Here is an 18,491-nt window from a genome sequence, read left to right as displayed (position 1 = left end):
GCTCCGCTGCCGTCGAAGCGGTTGCTGCCGCGCACAACACCGGTATCTCCGCCTTCGTCGGCGAAGAGCTGGCCAAGTCCGACCGCCCTGAGCTGACTGCTGCCAAGATCGTCGTTTCCGGCGGCCGTGGCATGGGCAACGGTGACAACTTCAAGCACCTGTACAGCCTGGCCGACAAGCTCGGCGCTGCCGTGGGTGCCTCGCGCGCCGCGGTCGACGCAGGCTTCGTGCCCAACGACATGCAGGTCGGCCAGACCGGCAAGATCGTTGCGCCACAGCTGTACATCGCCGTCGGTATCTCCGGTGCGATCCAGCACCTGGCCGGCATGAAGGACTCCAAGGTGATCGTTGCGATCAACAAGGATGAAGAGGCGCCGATCTTCCAGGTCGCGGATTACGGGCTGGTGGGTGATCTGTTCGAGGCTGTGCCGCAGTTGCAAGAGCTGCTTTGACGCAACTGGCCCCATCGCCGGCAAGCCGGCTCCCACAGGGATAGGACCAATTTCAAAGCCTGCGATGGGGCAACCCACACAATAACAACAAGAGGCCACACACCATGAAACACGCTGATTTGCGCGGCGGGTACCGCTGCACCTGGCTCAAAGGCATTGCGTTGACCAGCCTGGCCCTGGCGGGGAGCCAGGCTGCCCAGGCGGCGGGGGTGTTCGACCCGAACGCAGCGGGCATGACCGGTGACTGGGGCGGCGTTCGCAACGAACTGCTGGAGCAGGGCTACGACCTCACCCTCGATTACGTCGGCGAGCTGGGCTACAACGCCCATGGCGGTTACGACCAGGACCACACCGCGCGCTGGAGCGGCCAGTTCACCCTCGGCGCCAAGCTCGACCTGCAGAAGATTTTGGGCTGGGAAGACGCCACCTTCAAGCTGGCCATCACCGAGCGCGAAGGCCGCAATATCTCCAATGACCGCATCAGCGACCCGCGCGCGCCGATGTACTCGTCCAACCAGGAAGTCTGGGGGCGAGGGCAGACCTGGCGGTTGACCCAGATGTGGATCAGCAAGTCGTTCCTGGCGCGCAAGCTCGACCTCAAGTTCGGCCGCTTCGGTGAAGGCGAGGACTTCAACAGCTTCCCCTGCGATTTCCAGAACCTGGCCCTGTGCGGCTCGCAGATGGGCAACTGGGCCGGCGCCAACACCTGGTACAACTGGCCGATCGCGCAGTGGGGCGCGCGGGTCAAGTACCAGCTGACGCCGCAGCTGTTCGCCCAGGTCGGGGTGTTCGAGCACAACCCGTCGCTGCTGGAAACCGGCAATGGCTTCAAGCTCAACTTCAGTGGCGGCAAGGGCGTGATCCTGCCTGTGGAGCTGGTCTGGCAACCCACCTTCAGGCAGTTGCCGGGCGAGTACCGGGTGGGCGCCTACTACAGCAGCGCCGACGCCGACGACGTGCACAGCCGCGAAACCCCGGGCGATGTGAACAGCCCGCTGCGCAGCCGCGACAGCAAGTATGGTTACTGGTTGGTTGCCCAGCAGCAGGTGACAGCCCATGCTGGCGACCCGCAGCGTGGCCTGTCGCTGTTCGCCAACGTCACCGTGCCGGACCGGGAAACCAGCCAGGTCGGGCACTTCATCCAGGCCGGGCTCACCTACAAGGGTTTGTTCGACGCCCGCCCGCAGGACGATATCGGCTTTGGCGTGGCGCGCATCCATACCAACTCGCGCTACCGCGACAACCAGCGCCTGGTCAACGCGGCCAACCAGCAGAGCGACTACGACAACCCCGGCTATCAACCCCTGCAGGGCAACGAATACGACGCCGAGCTGTACTACGGCATCCACGCCACCCGCTGGCTGGTGATCCGCCCGAACCTGCAGTATGTGCGCGATCCGGGCGGGGTCAGCCAGGTGGAGGATGCATGGGTGCTGGGGGTGAAGGTGCAGAGCAGCTTCTAGTGAGGCTCAGTGGCCGGGTGCGGCGTCAGCTTCGGCGGTCACCGCATCGAGGAAGGTGGTGGTGGGCACGAAAAACAGGCTGCCCGTGACCGCGCGGCTGACATCCAGCAAACGGTCGTAGTTGCCTGGCGGGTTGCCCACGAACATGTTTTGCAGCATGCGCTCGGTGCGCGCAGGCGAGCGCGCGTAGCCGATGAAGTAGGTACCGAACTCGCCTTTGCCAACGTCACCGAACGGCATGTTGTCGCGCAGGATTTCCAGGTCTTCGCCGTTTTCTTCGATGCTGGTCAGGGCGTTGTGGGCGTAGCTGGGCTTTTCGTCGTCGGTCAGCTCGATGTCGGAGAGCTTTTTCCGGCCGATGATCTTTTCCTGCTGTTCGACGGGGATCGCATTCCACTTGTCCATATCGTGCAGGTACTTCTGCACGATCACATAACTGCCGCCCTTGAAGGCGGGGTCTTCGTCGCCAACCAGGGTGGCTTGGGTTGCGGCTTTGGCCACGGGGTTTTCGGTGCCGTCGACGAAGCCCAGCAGGTCGCGGTTATCGTAGAACTTGAAGCCCTGCACCGAGTCGACCACGGTCACGGCGTCGCGCAGGCGGGCCATGATGTGGGTGGCCAGTTCGAAGCACAGGTCCAGGCGTGTGGCGCGGATGTGGAAGAGCAAATCGCCAGGCGTTGCCGGCGCATGGTGCACGCCGCTGATTTCGCGAAAAGGATGCAGCGCTTGCGGCCGCGGGGCGCCGAACAGGCGGTCCCAGGCTTGCGAGCCCACGCCCATGACGCACGACAGCCCGCCATCGGGGGTGCGAAAACCCACGCCGCGCACGAGGGAGGAAAGGTCGCCACACACCCCGCGCACGGTGGTTTCGCAGGGCGTTTCGGGGTTGATCGAGACCACCAGGAAGATGGCGGCAGACGTGAGTTGGGCTTCGACAGCCTGGGGCGTTATGGAGGTCACGTTGGCTCCTTGGTTGCGATGCGGTGTCAGCCTTGGAGATTAGGAACGAATCCTCAGGTTGTCAGCTTTATGCAAGCCAAAGGGCACACCTGCGCTGTCAGAACGGGCCCTTTCGCGGGGCAAGCCCGCTCCCACAGGTAATGCACCAGCCTGCGAGGTAAGCGGTATCTGTGGGAGCGGGCTTGCCCCGCGAACCAGGGCGCAGCCCTGGCCATGCAATCATCGAGCGGTGCTTTGCTCCGCCGGCGCAGCACCATACGAGGCGTAATACGCCAACCCCACGAAAATCGCCCCACCGACCGCATTCCCCAGAAACACCGCCGACAGGTTCTCAAGCAGCTGCCCCACACTCAGGTACCCGGCAAAGATCGCCGCCGGGATCAGGAACATGTTCGCCACCACGTGCTGAAAACCAATGGCGACGAAGGCCATGATCGGGAACCAGATGCCGAGGATCTTGCCGCTCATTTCCCGGCTGGCATACGACAGCCACACCGCCAGGCACACCAGCCAGTTGCAGCCGATGCCGGACACGAACGCCTGCAGGAAGCTGGCGTTGACCTTGCTGGTGGCGCCCGCCAGGGTCTTGCCCAGGTACGGCCCTTCGGTCAGCCCGAGCAGGTGGCCGAAAAAGTAGGCGACGAACAGCGCACCGAGCAGGTTGGCCAGCGTCACCCAGGCCCAGTTGCGCGCCACCGCCCAGGGCCGGATACGCCCGGCGAACATCGCCAGCGGCAGGCTCATCATGTTGCCGGTGAGCAGCTCGCCGCCGGCCAGGATCACCAGGATCAGGCCGATGGGAAACACCGCCGCCCCCAGCAACGTGCCAAACGAGGCCCACTGCGTCGGGATCATGGTGCTGACGTGGATGGCCAGGAGAAAGCCCAGCGAAATGAACGCCCCGGCCAGAAAGCCGAGGATCAAGGTGGCGCGGATGGGCAGGTGGGCTTTTTTGCTGCCGGCTTCGATGGCCAGCTCGGTGATGCGGGAGGGGGTATTTACGGACATCTCGACAACTCTAACGCAAGGACGGCGGCAACGCCGTGGGAGGGGCAAGGCAACTTCAAGAAGGGGCGGCACGTTAATGAGGCAATTTGACGCAGTCAAATCGATAGGCTGGATGATCTGATAGATGACGTCTATGAAGATGCTTTTATCAAGCGAGACGCACTATTTCAGCAGGCTTCCCGAAAAGCGTATCAGGCCAGTGCGGGAAGCCTTGCAGGCTGCGGTGATTTCGCCGTTAGGTCATCTGCGTCGCGGTTGCTGCTGAAGGCTTCGGCGCGCGCGGCTGGCGCATCAGCGCCGGGCCGAAGATGGCCAGCGGCACGAGCAGCAGCATCGGGAAGTACAGCAGCATGTCGATGCCGAAGGTGCTGACCACGTAGGCGATCGCCGCCGGGCCCAGCAACATGCCCGAGTAGCCGATGCAGTTGACGATGCCGATGTTGCGCCCGGCATTGGCCGGGTCCTTGCGCCCGGCGCTGGAGAGCATCAGCGGCGCCACGCAGGCAAGGCCGAGGCCGAACAGGGCGAAGCCGACGATGCCCGCTGCCTGGGTCTGGAACAGCACGGTGATGGCCAGGCCGGTGATGGCCAGGCATGCGCTGATGAACACCATGCGCGCAGGCCCCACCCACGCGGCGAAGCGGTCACCGACCAGGCGGGCGAAGAACTCAGCCCCCGTGAACACCGACACGGCAAAGCCGGCATTCGCCGCGCTGCTGCCCAGCACCCGGCGCCCGTACTCCTGGCCCCAGTCGGCCACCGTGCCTTCGCCGACCATGCTGCCCAGCAACAGCACGCCGAAGCCGATCATCAGCAGCACCACCGCGCTGGACGAGCGGCCACTGGCCGATGCCTGCCGTTCGGCCTGGCTGTGTTCCACCACTTCATGCTTTTCCAGCATGAAGTAACCGACCGCGATGCCGACGATCACGGCCAGGCCGCCCAGCACTGCGAAAGGCACGGTGGCGCTTTCGCTGTAGCTGGCGGCGAACAGGCTGCCGACCATGCCCAGCAGGAAACCGCCCAGCGCGTAGGCGGCGTGGAAGGAGGTCATGATCGAGCGCTGGTAGAAGCGCTCGACCTGCACCCCGTGGGTGTTGAAGGCCGTGTCGGTGGCCCCGCGCAGCAACCCCAGCAGCACGCCGAAGCACAGCGCGAAGTTGAAGTCGGTAGTAAAGCCCAGGGGGATGATCGACAGCGGGTAGGCGATGGCGGTGGCGAGGATCACCCGCTTGGCACCAAAGCGGTCGAGGAACAGGCCCACCAGAAACGAGCCGGCAGCGCTGCCCACGCCGATGCCGAAGGCGATCATGCCGAAGTTGGCATCGCCCAGGTCGCCGCTCAGGCCCATGTGGTGGCGGAAGGCGGAAACGCCGGTGGACCAGATGTACAGCATGGCGCCGATCATCATGAAACCCGCGAAGGTGGCGATTCTGGCTCTGCGGATCCGTGGAGTGACGAGGCTATTGTCGATGTTGTTCATGTTTTAACAAATTCCTGTCAGCGCAAGGGCGGCATCCCCATGGGGATGCCGGGTCAGTGGAAGTGGGCGGCGACGCGCAAGGCGTTGGCAGCGATGGTCAGGGCTGGGTTGACCGCGGCCGAGGAGGGGAACGACGAGCTGTCGACGATCCACACGTTGTCCAGGTCATGCATCTTGCAGTGGGCATCCACCACGCTGCTGGCCGGGTCGTGGCCCATCACCGCGGTGCCGCATTGGTGCGAGTTGGTGGCGATGCCCATGCGCTCGGTCAGCACCAGCGGGTAGCCGGCCTGCTTCATCAGCGCGGTTGTGCGTTCGACCAGGCGCTGGTGGGCACTGAGGTTGTTGGGGGTCCAGTGCACCTTGATGGCATCGCGCTCGGCGTCGTATTCGATGCGGTTGTCGCGGGTGGGGATGTCTTCGGAGGTCAGGTACAGGTCCACGCTGTGCCCGGTGATGTAGCGCGAGACGATTTTCGGCAGCCACGGGCGCATCGGGCTGATCATCGGCTCGCGGATCTTGCCGAGCATCTGCACGTTGCCCAGCGGGAAGCGATTGCCGGCACCTGCCGAGTACCAGTCGTTGATCGCCAGGGTCTTCTGGAACTTCACCGGGTTGCGCCGGCGCGGGTCCACAGCAAGCATGAAGGTACTGTTGTGCACCATGTAGTTTCGTCCCAACTGGTCCGAGCGGTTGCCCAGTCCATTGGGGTGATGGGGGTTGCGCGAGCGCAGCAGCAGGGCGGCGCTGTTGACCGCGCCGCAGGCGAGGGCGATGCGCTGGGCGATGATCCTGACCGGCTTGCCGTTTTTCGTGGCGTGCGCCTCGGTGACCCGGGTGCCGTCGCTCGAGGTGTGCAATGTATCAACCTTCGTGCCAACCAGCAGCCTTGCACCGCCTTGCAGCGCCGGGCGCAGGGCCGACACCTCGGCATCGCCCTTGGCATCCAGCAGGCACGGGTAGCCGTCGCAGGTGGCGCACAGCACGCAGGCGCGGTCGGTGCCGTAATCCACCGCGGCGGGCATTACGAAAGGTGACAGGCCGGCGCGCCTCATCGCCGCCTCCAAGGGCAGCAGCGCGGCGTCGTGCTGCAGGCCGGGCCACGGGTAGGGCTGGGAGCGCCAGGGGTCGGTCGGGTCTTGCCCGGCATTGCCATGCACCTTGTACAGCGCCTCGGCCTGGCAGTAGAACGGCTCCAGTTCGGCGTAGCTGATCGGCCAGGCCGGGGCGATGCCCTCGGCGTGCTGCACGGCGGCGAAGTCCACCTCGCGAAAGCGCGGCAGCATGGCGCCATAGAACTTGGTGTTGCCGCCCACGTAATAGAACACGCCGGGGCTGAACGGCTGGTTGTGGCGGTCCAGCCAGGGTTCGGCATTGCGGTAGCGGCCCTGGCCGAACACCGCCTCGGGGCTCCAGTTCTCGGTCTCGCGGGGCAGGAAATCGCCGCGTTCGACAATCAGTACGTCAAGCCCCTTGGCGACCAGGGCATGGGCGAAGGTCGACCCGCCCATGCCCGATCCTATGATCAGCACGTCGCAGGTCAGGGTGGCGTTTTCATCAGGCTCGACTGTCGAGGTGGCGCGCCGGCGAACCGGCGCTCCTTGCGACAGGGCGTGCGCTGAATGAGTGTTGGCTTGGTTACTCATCGCTTGCAGGCCTTCGCGGTGGTTACAGGTGTTGTTCTTTGTTGCGCAGTGCCCAGTACTCGTCCTGGCGCTCGTCGGTGATGTACTCCGGCACCGGGAAGTCCCACCAGCCCGGCACCCACGGCCCTGCGGCGTCGCGGTCGGTCGGCACCTCGATCAGTACCGGGGCGTTGGCCTCCAGGGCCTTCTGCAGGATGGGTTCGAGCTCCTCGTTGCTCTGCACGCAGTAGGACTGGATGCCGAACGACTTGCCGAGCGCTGCGTAGTCCGGCGAATAGGGCTCGCCGTTGGGCAGGTTGAACTCGCTGCCCAGGTGGCGGCTGGTCTGCTTGCGCTGGCCACCGCGGATCGACATGTAGCCGGCGTTGTTCTGGATCAGGAACACCACGGGGATGTTGTTGGTCACGCACACCGCGATTTCCTGCGGGTTCATCAGGAAGTCGCCGTCACCGAGGATGCACACCACCGGCTGGTTCGGCGCGGCCAGCTTGGCGCCGATGGCGGCCGGCACGGCCCAGCCCATGGACGAGAAGCCGCCGGAGGTCAGGTGGGTGCGTGGCGTGTAGACCGGGAAGGTCTGCTTGACCGCGCCCTGGGCGTTGCCCGAGCCGACCACGACGATGGTGTCGCGCGGGAAGATCTTGCGCAGGGCACCGAGCGGGCGCTGGGAGGTGAACGGGAAACGCTCGGAGTCGCGCCGGCCGGCCAGCTTGGCTTCCCACAGGTCCTGGTGGTGCTTGAGGTCCGCCAGGTAGTCGTGGCGGTCCACGCTGCTGTCTTGCAGGGCCTGGACCAGGTGGGCGAGGGCGTACTTGGCGTCGGCCACGATGCCGACTGCCACCGGGTAGTTCTTGCCGATCTCGTGCGGGTCGATGTCGATATGGATCAGGCGCCCCGGCGGAATCGAGAAGGTCACGCCTTGGGCATAGCTGGACGACGACCAGTCGGTGAAGCGGCAGCCCACGGCGAGGATGACGTCGGCATTGGAGGCCATGTGGTTGCCGCACAGGGTGCCGGTCTGGCCGACGCTGCCGGAGAACAGCGGGTGGTCTTCGGGGAAGCCGCCCTTGCCGTTCCAGGTGGTGACCACCGGGATTTTCCAGTGCTCGGCCAGGGCCAGCACTTGGGCCGAGGCTTCGGCGGTGATCACCCCGCCGCCGATGACGATCATCGGCCGCCGGGCTTCGCGCAGCACCTCGGCGGCACGGGCGATGGCCTGAGGGTCGGGGTACACCTTGCCGACCGGGATGCGCTCGTGCAGGTCGTGCAGGGTGACTTCTGCCGCTTCGGCCTGGACGTCCATCGGGATCTCGATGTGCACCGGCCCCGGGCGGCCGGTCAGCATCGAGCTGAAGGCGCGGTGCATGATGAACGGCATTTCTTCGGTACGGGTGGCGACCCAGTGGCGCTTGGACACCGCTTCGGCGATTTTCGGGAAATCGTTGTCGGTGTAGCGCTCCAGCTCCTGCAGCAGGCCATGGCCCCGCATGTGGGTGGGCGGGCCGCCGGTGATCAGCATGCAGCTGGTGGAGTCGGTGTAGGCGGTGGCCATGCCGATCACCGTGTTGCTGGCGCCGGCGCCGATCGAGGTGACGGCGGCCATCGGCTTGCCGGCGACGCGGTAGTAGCCGTCGGCCAGGTGCACGGCGCTCTGTTCATGGAACACCTGGATGAACTTGAGTTTGGACTCCTCTTCCATGAAGGCGTCCATCAAGGTCCAGATGCCGTGGCCCGGAATCCCGGCCACATATTCCACGCCATAGTTCTTGAGGGTCTGGGCAACCACCTGGCTGCCTGTGAGTTTTGCCATGTTAATGCGCTCCTTGTTGTCGGTTTATCAGCGCCCTGGGGCGAGCGGTCAGGTATCTAGTGGCGTGCGGCCCAGCGCAGGCCCTGTTTGGTCAGGCGGCGGATGTTGGGGTCGGCAAGGTTGCCGGTGTCGTGGCCGATGGAGTGGTAGAAGACCCGGCCCTGGCCCCAGTTGCGCACCCAGGCCACCGGGCTGCGGTGGCCCTTGAGCCAGGGCATGGGGTTGCCGTCGAAGGTGGTTTCGGCGAGCACGTGCAGGTTGGGGTCGACCTGCATGTAGTACTGCTCGGAACGTACTTCGAAGTCCTCGACGCCCTCGGTCACCGGGTGCCCGCGGTCGATCAGGTTGACCTGGTAGGGGTGCGGGTAGCCTTCGCCGGCCGGGTGTTCGAGGAACGAGCCGCCAAGGATGAAGTGGTACTTGAGGCTGGCGCGAAAGGCCGCGCCGGCGCCATGCCAGCCGACCAGGCCGACGCCGCTTTCGATGGCCTCGGACAGGTGCCGCTCCTGGGCGGCGGTGAGGGTTTCGGTGGTGACGGCGTTGTTCCAGCCGATCACGATCAGGTCGTAGCCCTTGAGGTCGCGGTCCAGGGTGAAGATATCGGTCGATTCCTCGACGTCGAAGTCCAGCTCCTTGAACAGCTCGCGCGCCCAACCGGCGATTTCGTAGGGGGCGTGGCCTGGCCAGCCGCCGTACAGGTAAAGAACACGGGTCACGGTTATTTCTCCACTTGCTGTTTTTCAGGCGGCAGGCAGCGCTCGAAGCAACTTCGAGGGTTGGCCTGCCGATGTTTCAACTGCGCCTGAACGTTCTGGCTGGAACTTTTTTCAGGCTGCAGGCGAGCCCCGCAGTCACTGTGCGGTTGGCGTGAAACGGGGTGATTCAGGGTTGCTTGGGTGGGGGATGAAGGTGCCGGGCGCAAGGCTTCGGCTGATGGGCGCCTGACATGATCGGGCCTCTTTTCTTGTTGGGCGATGGTGATTGGTTATACGTATAACCTGAGGCACAAATTAACACGCGCATTGCCCTTGTCAATACCCCTGGCAGACAAATGGCCAGGCGGCGTGGCACGGCTGTGTGGCTCGCTGAAGCGCGGTGGAGCCGGTATGCTGGGCGCCTTTCGCGGTGGCGGCGCAGCAAGGCGCGCCGCTGTGGCAAGCAAGAAAAAGGACAGGGTTCAGATGGTTTCGATGAAGGACGTGGCCAAGGCCGCAGGGGTGTCCCAGCCGGCGGTTTCCTATGCCTACAGTGGCTCGAGCAAGGTCTCGGCGAGCCAGCGCGAGCACATCCTGGCGGTGGCCGCGCAGCTGGGTTACCCCGGGCCCAACGTGCGTGGGCGCAGCCTGCGCTCGGGCAGGGTCGGGGCCATCGGCCTGGCGGTGATGGACCAGCTGTCGTATGCCTTCGACGACCCCTGGGCGATGTCGCTGCTCAAGGGCATCGCCAAGGTCAACGAGCTGGCCAACGTCGCCCTGACCCTGTTCCCCATGCGCAGCAAGAAGCTCGAAGGCGAAGGTGCGGGCGACGCCAACCTGGCGGTGCGCGGCCTGGTCGATGGGCTGATCGTCTCGACCTTGCCGGACGATCACCCAATCGTGCAGTTCATCGCCAAGCGCACGCTGCCGGCGGTGATCATCGACTCGCCACGCCTTGACGGCGTGCACTACGTCGGCATCGACGACCGCCAGGCGGCGATCGACCAGCTGGAACACATCGTCGGCCTCGGCCATCGCCGCATCGGCGTGCTGGTCGAGCGCCTGCTGCCGGACGGCCAGAAGGGCCCGGTGAGCAAGGCCCGCTTCAAGGCATCGACGGAAATGATCGCCCGTGAGCGCTTGGCTGCCTACATCGATGCCGCCCAGGCCCATGGCATCGGCTTCGAGGATTTGCTGATCGTCGAGGCGGGTGGCTTCAGCGATGCGCTGGGCCGGGAAGCGGCGGCGACCCTGCTGCGCGACGGCGCCGTCAGCGCGATCATCGCCAGCTCCGATGTCATGGCCCTGGCCACGCTGTCCCAGGCCCGTGAACAAGGCGTGGCGGTCCCGGCGCAGCTGTCGGTGATCGGCTTCGACGATATCCCCGAAGCCGGCCTGCGCGACCTCACCACCATTCGCCAGTCGCTGATCGGCAAGGGCGAGTGGGCCGCGCGGCTGCTGCTCGAAGAGCTCGAAGCCGGCGAGCCGCTGGCACCGCGGGTGAAGATTTTCGAAACCAGCCTGGTGGTGCGTGGTTCAACGGCGGCCCCGGCGGCCTGACGGCTGCGTCACGCTGCGTCAGTTTTATAAGCGGTGAGAAATTGAGCGCCCTTGAGCGCTGAACGTATCCTGCTTGTTGTTGAATCTTTTCTCACCGCAAGTTGCCCATCTTCGGATGGGCTTTTTGTTAATGGCTGAATACCTGATGAATGACTTGAGCAACCGACCGTTCGCGATCACGCGTAAGAACCTGGCGGCCTGTCGCGCCGCCTTTTTGCTGTCTGGCGTCGCCATGGGCGCCTGGGCACCGCTGGTGCCCTACGCCCGCGAGCGCGCCGGGATCGGCGACGGCCAGCTGGGCCTGCTGTTGCTGTGCCTGGGCAGCGGCTCGATGCTGATGATGCCGTTCGTGGCCCGGCTGGTGAGCAAGGTGGGCTGCCGCGCCGCGATGGTGGCCGCCGTCTGCGGGGCGATGGCCTGCCTACTGGCGCTGGCGGTGGTGTCGCAGTTTTCGGCGCTGGTGATCTTTCTGCTGGGCTTCGGCGCCTGCGTGGGCACTGCCGATGTGACCATGAACCTGCAGGGCTCGATGGTCGAGCGGGGCCTGGGGCGCACGATGATGTCCGGGTTTCACGGCCTGTTCAGCGTCGGCACCATCGTCAGCGCCTTGTTGATATCGGTGTTGCTGGGCGTTGGCTTTTCGCCGTTGCCTGCTGTGGCGGTGCTGGTTGCGTTGGTGCTGTTGCTGCTGCTCGCCCTTGGCCGGCAGATGCTGGCGTATGGCGAAGGCGCGGGCGCGCCGATGTTCACCCGGCCGAGCCGGTTCGTGCTGCTGGTGGGGGTGTTGTGCCTGATCGCCTTTCTGGTCGAAGGCTCGATGCTGGACTGGAGCGCGGTGTTCCTGACCACCGTGCGTGGCGTCGATATCAGCCAAGCCGGCATCGGCTACGCGCTGTTCTCGGTGACCATGGCCATCGGCAGGCTCAGCGGCGACTGGGTGGTGCCGCGCCTGGGCGAGCGCGTGGTGCTGCTCGGCGGTAGCGCCCTGGCCCTGTTCGGCATGCTGGTTGCGGTGCTGGTGGACAGCCAGTGGGTGACCCTGGCCGGTTTCGTTCTGGTTGGCGCAGGCGCTGCCAACCTGGTGCCGGTGTTCTGCTCGGCGGTGGGCAAACAGCGCGTGATGCCGGTGGCGCAGGCGCTGTCGACGGTCAATGCGATCGGCTACCTGGGGATCCTGATGGGGCCGGCGATCATCGGTTTCGTGGCGCACCTGTCGACGTTGAGCATCGCCTTGCTGCTGACCGGTGCATTGCTGCTGTTCATCATGGCCAGCGCGGCCACGGTCGTGCGCGGCAGCTGAACCACACCGCCATGAAAAAAGCCGGCACCTTCACAGGTGCCGGCTTTTTTCATGGCCGGGTCAGAACGCCGGTTCGCCGAAGCCGACGTGCTTGTTGCCGTAACGGCGCACGCGGATGTTGGCCTGTTCGGCGTGGCCGACGAAGCCTTCCATCAGGCACAGGCGCGAGCAGTACTCGCCGATCTGCGCAGAGGCTTGGTCGGTGAGGATGCGCTGGTAGGTGCAGGTCTTGATGTACTTGCCCACCCACAGGCCACCGGTGTAGCGCGCCGCCTTGTTGGTCGGCAGGGTGTGGTTGGTGCCGATCACCTTGTCGCCATAGGACACGTTGGTGCGCGCGCCGACGAACAGCGCGCCGTAGTTGCTCAGCTGCTGCATGAAGTAGTCGTCGTCGTGGGTCATGATCTGCACGTGCTCGGAGGCGTATTCGTCCGAGAGGCGGACCATCTCCTGGTAGTCCTCGCAGAGGATGATTTCGCCGAAGTTGTCCCAGGCCTCGCGGGCGATCTTCTCGGTCGGCAGCTTGACCAGCAGGCGTTCGATTTCCTTGAGGGTGTCCAGGGCCAGCGCGCGGGAGGTGGTCAGCATCACCGCCGGGGAGTCCACGCCGTGCTCGGCCTGGCCCAGCAGGTCGGTGGCGCACAGCTCGCCGTCCACCGAGTCGTCGGTGATCAGTAGGGTTTCGGTGGGGCCGGCGAACAGGTCGATGCCGACGCGGCCGAACAGCTGGCGCTTGGCTTCGGCCACATAGGCGTTGCCCGGGCCGACGATGATGTCCACCGGGCTGATCGATTCGGTGCCGATGGCCATGGCCGCCACCGCCTGGATACCGCCCAGGCTGTAGATCGCATCGGCGCCGCCGAGGGCCTGGGCCGCGACGATGTAGGGCGCAGGCTTGCCCTGGAAGGGCGGGGCGGCGGTGGTGATGTTTTTGACGCCTGCGGATTTGGCGGTGACGATCGACATGTGCGCCGACGCCAGCAGCGGGTACTTGCCACCCGGCACATAGCAGCCGGCGGCATTCACCGGGATATGCCGGTGGCCGAGGATGACCCCGGGGATGCTTTCGATTTCCACGTTCAGCATCGATTGGCGCTGGGCATCGGCAAAGCGCCGCACCTGGGCCTGGGCGAACAGGATGTCGTCGTATTCGCGCTCGCTCAGGCGCGCCACGCAGGCTTTGATTTCGGCCTCGCTCAGCCGGTAGTCGGTGCGCTCCCAGCCATCGAAGCGCACGGACAGCTCACGCACCGCGGCATCGCCGCGCTGTTCGATGTCCAGCAGGATGCGGGAAACATCGTGTTTGACTTGCTCGTTGCGAGCTACCTGTTGTTCGGTAGGTTTCGCTTTCTTGATCCACTCAGCCATGCCATCACCTCGGTCGGGCGCATACGTTTCATAGGGTTTGTCAGCAGCACTGTGCTGGGGGAAAACCTACAGGCGAGGGGAGGGCCGAACAATTTCTCACCCGTGCGACGGATGACGCAAAGTGACGCACATTTGGCTTTTGCCTGACGCAAAAAAAGCCGCACCCAGGCCGCTTTCGATTTGCCGGCAGCTCACACCGGGTCGATCGAGGCCGTGCCTGAGCCCAGGTAGTCCACCACTTCCTTGGGGATCGAGGGGTCGTTCGGCGACAGCACCGTGGCCCGCTTGATATGGGCCTTGTTGATCAGCCCCTTGCCGACGAAGTTCATCGCCACCTTGGCCGCCACCGGCTGGCGCACCATGGTGGCGGCGATGCCGCTGGACACGCCGAAGATGTACTTCTTGCTGTTGCGGCTGACCGCGGCCAGGTTGGTGAAGGTCATCTCGTTGCGCTGGATGGTTTCGAAGTCGATGCAGAAGATGCGATTGGCGATGATGAAGCTCAGGCCGTGGTACTTGAAGTGGTAGTCGATCTTGCCGCTGCCATCCTGGTTGGGGAAGCGCTCCAGGTAGTAGTGCATGAGCATGCCGTCCTTCTCGTAGAGGCAGAACACCGACCTGACCACCTTGCCCTTGTAGATCGAGGAGTAGTGGTAGCGCTCGTAGACGCCGGTGAAGTCGCCCAGGTCGGCATCGCTCTCCAGCACCCGCTCGTTGATGAACTGCAGCATCTTCGGCGACTGCACCAGGCTTCTGAACAGGTGGAAGTGGCCGCCCTCGATCATCGAACGAAAATCGTTGGGGCTGGTGTAGAGCACGTCGCTGCTCAGCCCGAAGAAACCGGCGATGGCGCGCAGGTTGGATTTCGACGGCTGGTGGGTGCCGGCCAGGTATTTGTTGAACTGCTGGCGATTGATGCCAACCCGCCGGCACAGCTCGGAAACGGTGCCAACCTGCTCGCATAGCATTTTCAGGTTTTCTTGAAAATTCTCTTGGTTGTGCATGGCATCTGTTCAGTGATTTTCGGCGGTGCGGCAGTCTATGGGCATTTTCTGGGGGCGGCAAGGCAGCGCCCAGGGCCTTGCAAACCCGCAAGCAATGCACGATCCCTGTGGGAGCCGGCTTGCCGGCGATGAGGCCGGGGCAGGCAAAAATACTGCAGCCTTTGCACCGCCTGCTCGGGCCCCATCGCCGGCAAGCCGGCTCCTACAGGCAAATCATGCGTCACTGTGCGTCATCTGCTGCAGCCTTGCGAAATTGAGCGCCCGCAGGCACGCCCCGATACTCGGCCCACCACAGTCCGGGAGGGTGCGATGCCCAGTACACAGTCTGTAAATGAATTGGCCTTTCACTGCACCGTGGCGCGCCACGGCACGCTGGCGCTGGATGTGAGCCTCGCCAGGGCCGCCGGCTTTGCGGCGCTGGAAGTGTCGGCAGCGAAAGTGCAGCAGTACCTCGACGCAGGCCACACCCAGCAAGACCTGCGCACGCTGCTGGGCGGCCTGTCCCTACCCGGTGTCGGCTACCTGCGCGACATCGAGCGCAGCGCTGCGCTGTACCCGGCGTTGATGGCCGAAGCCCGGCAGCTGTTTGCCCTGGCCGCTGCAGCCGGGGCCAAGGGCGTGCAGGTACTGACCGGCCCGCTCGACGTGCAAGCGGTGATCGACCACCGCCAGGGCCGTGCGCCCCGGCACTACGCCGGCCTGCTGGCGCAGGACCTGCACGCGCAGATGCGCACCACCGCCAGCAACCTGCAGGCTCTGGCAGACCTTGCGGCGCAGTTCGACCTCACCCTCTACCTCGAGGCCCTGGCCTGGACGCCCATGGCCGGCGTCGCCCGGCAGGCCGAGCTGATCGACCGGGCCGAGCGCGCCAACCTGAAGATGGTGATCGACTTCTGGCATTGCCACACCAGCGGCGATACCCCGGACGACATCGCGCGGCTGCACAAGGACTACCTCTACGGCGTGCATGTGTGCGACTCGCTGCCGTTCGATGGCGGCATCCCCGATGAAGAGGTGCTGCGCGATGTGCCCATCGGCGCCGGCGTGCTCGACCTTAAAACCTGGGCCCAGGCGGTAAAGGCCAGCGGTTACCAGGGCTGGTGGAGCTGCGAGCTGTTCTGCCGCAAACAGCACCAGGGCGACAGCTTCGCCATCGCCCGCGAGCACTACAGGTTGCTCGACGAACTGGTCAACGGTTAAGCCAGGTGGAAACCAACATGGTCGATTACATAGTGGTTGGCGGCGGCTCCACGGGGTGCACCCTGGCCGGCCGCCTGAGTGAAGACAGCACGGCCACGGTGGTGCTGCTCGAAGAAGGGCCGCGTGACCTGAGCCCATACATCCATATCCCCGGTGCCTACTACAAGACCGCCCAGGGCGGCCTGCTCAAGCGCTACCGCTGGGAGCCCACCCAGGCCCAGGCGCGCAGCGAGGCACCGACCATGGTCCAGGCCAAGGTGCTTGGCGGCGGCAGCTCGGTGAACGCGATGATCTACATCCGCGGCGTGCCTGAGGACTACGATGGCTGGGCGGCGATGGGCGCCACGGGCTGGTCGTATGCCGAGGTGCTGGCGTACTTCAAAAAGGCCGAAGACAACGACACCTTCAATAATGAAGTGCATGGCACCGGCGGCCCGCTGGGGGTGTCGTTCCCGCCCTATGTGCATCCGCTGTCGCGGGTGTGGCTGCAGGCCTGCCAGGCGCAGGGCCTGCCATACAACGCCGACTTCAACAGCGGCAAGCCCGAGGGCTGCGGCCTTTACCAGATCACCGCGCGCAATGGCCTGCGCAGCAGCGCGGCGGCGGCCTATGTGCGGCCGGCCCGTGGGCGCGGCAACCTGTCGGTGCGGACCGGTTGCAAGGTCGAGCAGGTCCTCTTCGACGGCAAGGTCGCCAAGGGCGTGGTCTACACCGAGAAGGGCGTGCGCCGCGAGCTGTACGCGAACAAGGAGATCATCCTGTCGGCAGGCGCCATCGCCACGCCGCAGCTGCTGATGGTCTCGGGCATCGGCCCTGCCGAGCACCTGCAGGCGCAGGGCGTACCGCTGGTGATGGACCTGCCAGGGGTAGGCCGTAACCTGCAGGACCACATCGAAATCTCGATGGTCTATGAGCTGACCGGCCCGCACAGCTACGACAAGTACAAGAAGCCGCTCTGGAAAGCTGCCGCCGGCCTGCAGTACGGGCTGTTCCGCAATGGCCCGGCGGCCTCCAACCTGATCGAGGCGGGGGCGTTCTGGTGGGGGCAGCAGGAGGAGCAGACGCCGGACATCCAGTACTTCATGGTGGTCGGTGCGGGGATCGAGGAAGGCGTGGATACAGTGCCCGGCGGCAACGGTTGCACCATCAACTTCGGGCAGATCCGCCCGCGCTCGCGCGGCTATGTCGAACTCGATGGCAACACGATGGACCAGGCGCCGAGAATCGTGCCGAACTACTTCGCCGACCCCTACGACCTGGATGCCCTGGTCGAAGGCTTTCGCGTGGCCGAGCAGATCATGCAGCAACCGGTGTTCAAGCCCTACATCGCCCGGCGCCATGTGCCGGCGCCGCAGGTGCAGAGCCGCGAGGAAATCGCCCGTTTCTGCGAGCAGATCGCCCATGCCGCGCTGCACCCGGCGGGCACCTGCCGCATGGGCACTGACGAGCAGGCGGTGGTCTGCCCCGAGCTGCGCGTGCGCGGCGTCGAACGCCTGCGGGTGGCCGATGCCTCGATCATGCCGACCCTGGTTTCGGGCAACCCCAACGCGGTGTGCATCATGATCGGCGAGAAACTGGCCGATATGATCCGCTGCAACCGGCATAGCGAAATCGTCTAGCCACAACTTTGAAATTGTTCACATCTGGCTCTTGACTAAGGACTGGTAGCTGGGGAAGTCGTTTGGCTTGCCCCAGCCGGCGAGGTTTGAGACGCAGGACATGGATGCGCACGTGTCACCTCCGACGCTGAACGACAGGAGGCTGACATGAACTTCCAGGGCAAAGGCAATCCATTGAACGACGAGGGCATGGACGAAGTCTGCGCCACGCTGGGCGTGCCCGACTCGCAGGTGTGGGCGGTGTTGACGGTAGAGACACGCGGCTTTGGCTTTTTGCCCGACCGGCGCCCGCAGATCCTCTTCGAGCGCCATGTCTTTCACCGCCTGACCCAGGGCGCCCACGACAGCGGCAATGACGACATCAGCAAGCCCAAGGCCGGCGGCTACCTTGGCGGCGCCGCCGAGTACGCACGGCTGGAAAAGGCCATGGCGCTGGACAAGAGCGCGGCGCTGCAGAGCGCGTCCTGGGGCATTGGGCAGGTGATGGGCTTCAACTTCAAGGTGGCCGGGTTCACCTCCACCGACAAGCTGGTCGCAGGCATGGTCAAGGACGAGAACGCGCAGCTGCAGGCCATGGCCAACTTCATCAAGGGCAACAACCTGGCCGGCGCCTTGCAGCGTGGCAACTGGGTGTCCTTTGCCCGCGGCTACAACGGCGAGGAATTCAAGCGCAACGAGTACGACACGCGCCTTGCCGCAGCCCATGCCAAGTTTCAGGTGACCTTGCCCGACCTCAGCCTGCGCACCGCCCAGGCGGCGCTGCAGTACCTGGGCATGGACCCTGGCCCGATCGATGGCATCCGCGGGCGCCGCACCTTTTCGGCGTTGATCGGCTTCCAGGCGCAAGAAGGCCTCGCCGAAACCGGCCTTTTGGACCAGGACACCCTCGAGCGCCTGCTGGCCAAAGCCTTCGCCTAGGGCGT

At 65.1% G+C, this 18,491-nt stretch carries 15 protein-coding genes; 7 read left to right on the top strand and 8 right to left on the bottom strand.

From position 1 onward, the window contains the following. The coding region (locus tag B3E94_RS18315) for an electron transfer flavoprotein subunit alpha/FixB family protein (protein ID WP_286914589.1) at nucleotides 1-452 on the top strand (452 nt) is incomplete at its 5' end. 104 nt (nucleotides 453-556) lie between these two features. After that, nucleotides 557-1,915, top strand: coding sequence for a carbohydrate porin (locus B3E94_RS18310; RefSeq protein ID WP_286914588.1), 1,359 nt, complete (start codon nucleotides 557-559; stop codon nucleotides 1,913-1,915). A 6-nt stretch (nucleotides 1,916-1,921) separates the two neighbouring features. On the opposite strand, the gene B3E94_RS18305 is transcribed toward B3E94_RS18310, so the two are convergent. From B3E94_RS18305 to B3E94_RS18280, 6 genes are all read right to left on the bottom strand, one after another. Continuing rightward, nucleotides 1,922-2,875, bottom strand: coding sequence for a Dyp-type peroxidase (locus B3E94_RS18305; protein ID WP_286914587.1), 954 nt, complete (start codon nucleotides 2,873-2,875; stop codon nucleotides 1,922-1,924). Nucleotides 2,876-3,094: 219 nt separating this feature from the next. Further along, nucleotides 3,095-3,883, bottom strand: a complete 789-nt coding sequence (locus tag B3E94_RS18300) for a formate/nitrite transporter family protein (protein ID WP_286914586.1) — start codon at nucleotides 3,881-3,883, stop codon at nucleotides 3,095-3,097. Between the two features lie 235 nt (nucleotides 3,884-4,118). Next, nucleotides 4,119-5,366, bottom strand: coding sequence for an MFS transporter (locus B3E94_RS18295; RefSeq protein WP_286914585.1), 1,248 nt, complete (start codon nucleotides 5,364-5,366; stop codon nucleotides 4,119-4,121). Nucleotides 5,367-5,419: 53 nt separating this feature from the next. Next, on the bottom strand, nucleotides 5,420-7,012 hold the full coding sequence (locus B3E94_RS18290) for a GMC oxidoreductase (RefSeq protein ID WP_286914583.1): 1,593 nt from the start codon (nucleotides 7,010-7,012) through the stop codon (nucleotides 5,420-5,422). A 22-nt stretch (nucleotides 7,013-7,034) separates the two neighbouring features. Next, nucleotides 7,035-8,822, bottom strand: a complete 1,788-nt coding sequence (locus B3E94_RS18285) for a thiamine pyrophosphate-binding protein (protein ID WP_286914582.1) — start codon at nucleotides 8,820-8,822, stop codon at nucleotides 7,035-7,037. A gap of 56 nt (nucleotides 8,823-8,878) precedes the next feature. Continuing rightward, nucleotides 8,879-9,538: a ThuA domain-containing protein gene (locus B3E94_RS18280; protein ID WP_286914581.1), complete on the bottom strand. Its 660-nt coding sequence runs from the start codon at nucleotides 9,536-9,538 to the stop codon at nucleotides 8,879-8,881. Between the two features lie 465 nt (nucleotides 9,539-10,003). Between B3E94_RS18280 and B3E94_RS18275 the strand changes: the two genes are divergently transcribed. Both B3E94_RS18275 and B3E94_RS18270 read left to right on the top strand, forming a co-directional pair. After that, entirely contained in the window at nucleotides 10,004-11,077 is a 1,074-nt protein-coding gene (locus B3E94_RS18275) for a LacI family DNA-binding transcriptional regulator (protein ID WP_236236051.1), read from the top strand. A 145-nt stretch (nucleotides 11,078-11,222) separates the two neighbouring features. Next, the gene (locus B3E94_RS18270) at nucleotides 11,223-12,377 is read left to right on the top strand and encodes an MFS transporter (protein WP_176516504.1); all 1,155 of its coding nucleotides are present in this window, start codon (nucleotides 11,223-11,225) and stop codon (nucleotides 12,375-12,377) included. 60 nt (nucleotides 12,378-12,437) lie between these two features. Here the strand turns inward: B3E94_RS18270 and hisD are convergent, their stop codons facing one another. Together hisD and B3E94_RS18260 are read right to left on the bottom strand one after the other, a co-directional pair. Further along, a complete protein-coding gene (gene hisD, locus B3E94_RS18265; protein ID WP_236236050.1) occupies nucleotides 12,438-13,745 on the bottom strand; it encodes a histidinol dehydrogenase in 1,308 nt (435 codons plus the stop codon). 191 nt (nucleotides 13,746-13,936) lie between these two features. Next, complete coding sequence (locus B3E94_RS18260) at nucleotides 13,937-14,713, bottom strand: helix-turn-helix domain-containing protein (RefSeq protein WP_286914579.1); 777 nt, start codon at nucleotides 14,711-14,713, stop codon at nucleotides 13,937-13,939. A 345-nt stretch (nucleotides 14,714-15,058) separates the two neighbouring features. Here B3E94_RS18260 and B3E94_RS18255 point away from each other — a divergent pair, with 345 nt between their 5' ends. The 3 genes from B3E94_RS18255 to B3E94_RS18245 all read left to right on the top strand — a co-directional run bounded on the left by B3E94_RS18255 (nucleotide 15,059) and on the right by B3E94_RS18245 (nucleotide 18,486). After that, on the top strand, nucleotides 15,059-15,949 hold the full coding sequence (locus B3E94_RS18255; protein WP_286914578.1) for a sugar phosphate isomerase/epimerase family protein: 891 nt from the start codon (nucleotides 15,059-15,061) through the stop codon (nucleotides 15,947-15,949). Between the two features lie 17 nt (nucleotides 15,950-15,966). After that, nucleotides 15,967-17,568: a GMC family oxidoreductase gene (locus B3E94_RS18250; protein WP_286914577.1), complete on the top strand. Its 1,602-nt coding sequence runs from the start codon at nucleotides 15,967-15,969 to the stop codon at nucleotides 17,566-17,568. A 147-nt stretch (nucleotides 17,569-17,715) separates the two neighbouring features. After that, on the top strand, nucleotides 17,716-18,486 hold the full coding sequence (locus B3E94_RS18245; protein ID WP_286914575.1) for an N-acetylmuramidase domain-containing protein: 771 nt from the start codon (nucleotides 17,716-17,718) through the stop codon (nucleotides 18,484-18,486). Nucleotides 18,487-18,491 lie beyond the last annotated feature (5 nt).

This window comes from Pseudomonas sp. UBA6315, assembly GCF_002438125.1.
Lineage (GTDB): Bacteria > Pseudomonadota > Gammaproteobacteria > Pseudomonadales > Pseudomonadaceae > Aquipseudomonas > Aquipseudomonas faucium.
This window is presented reverse-complemented; position numbering and strand designations above follow the sequence as displayed.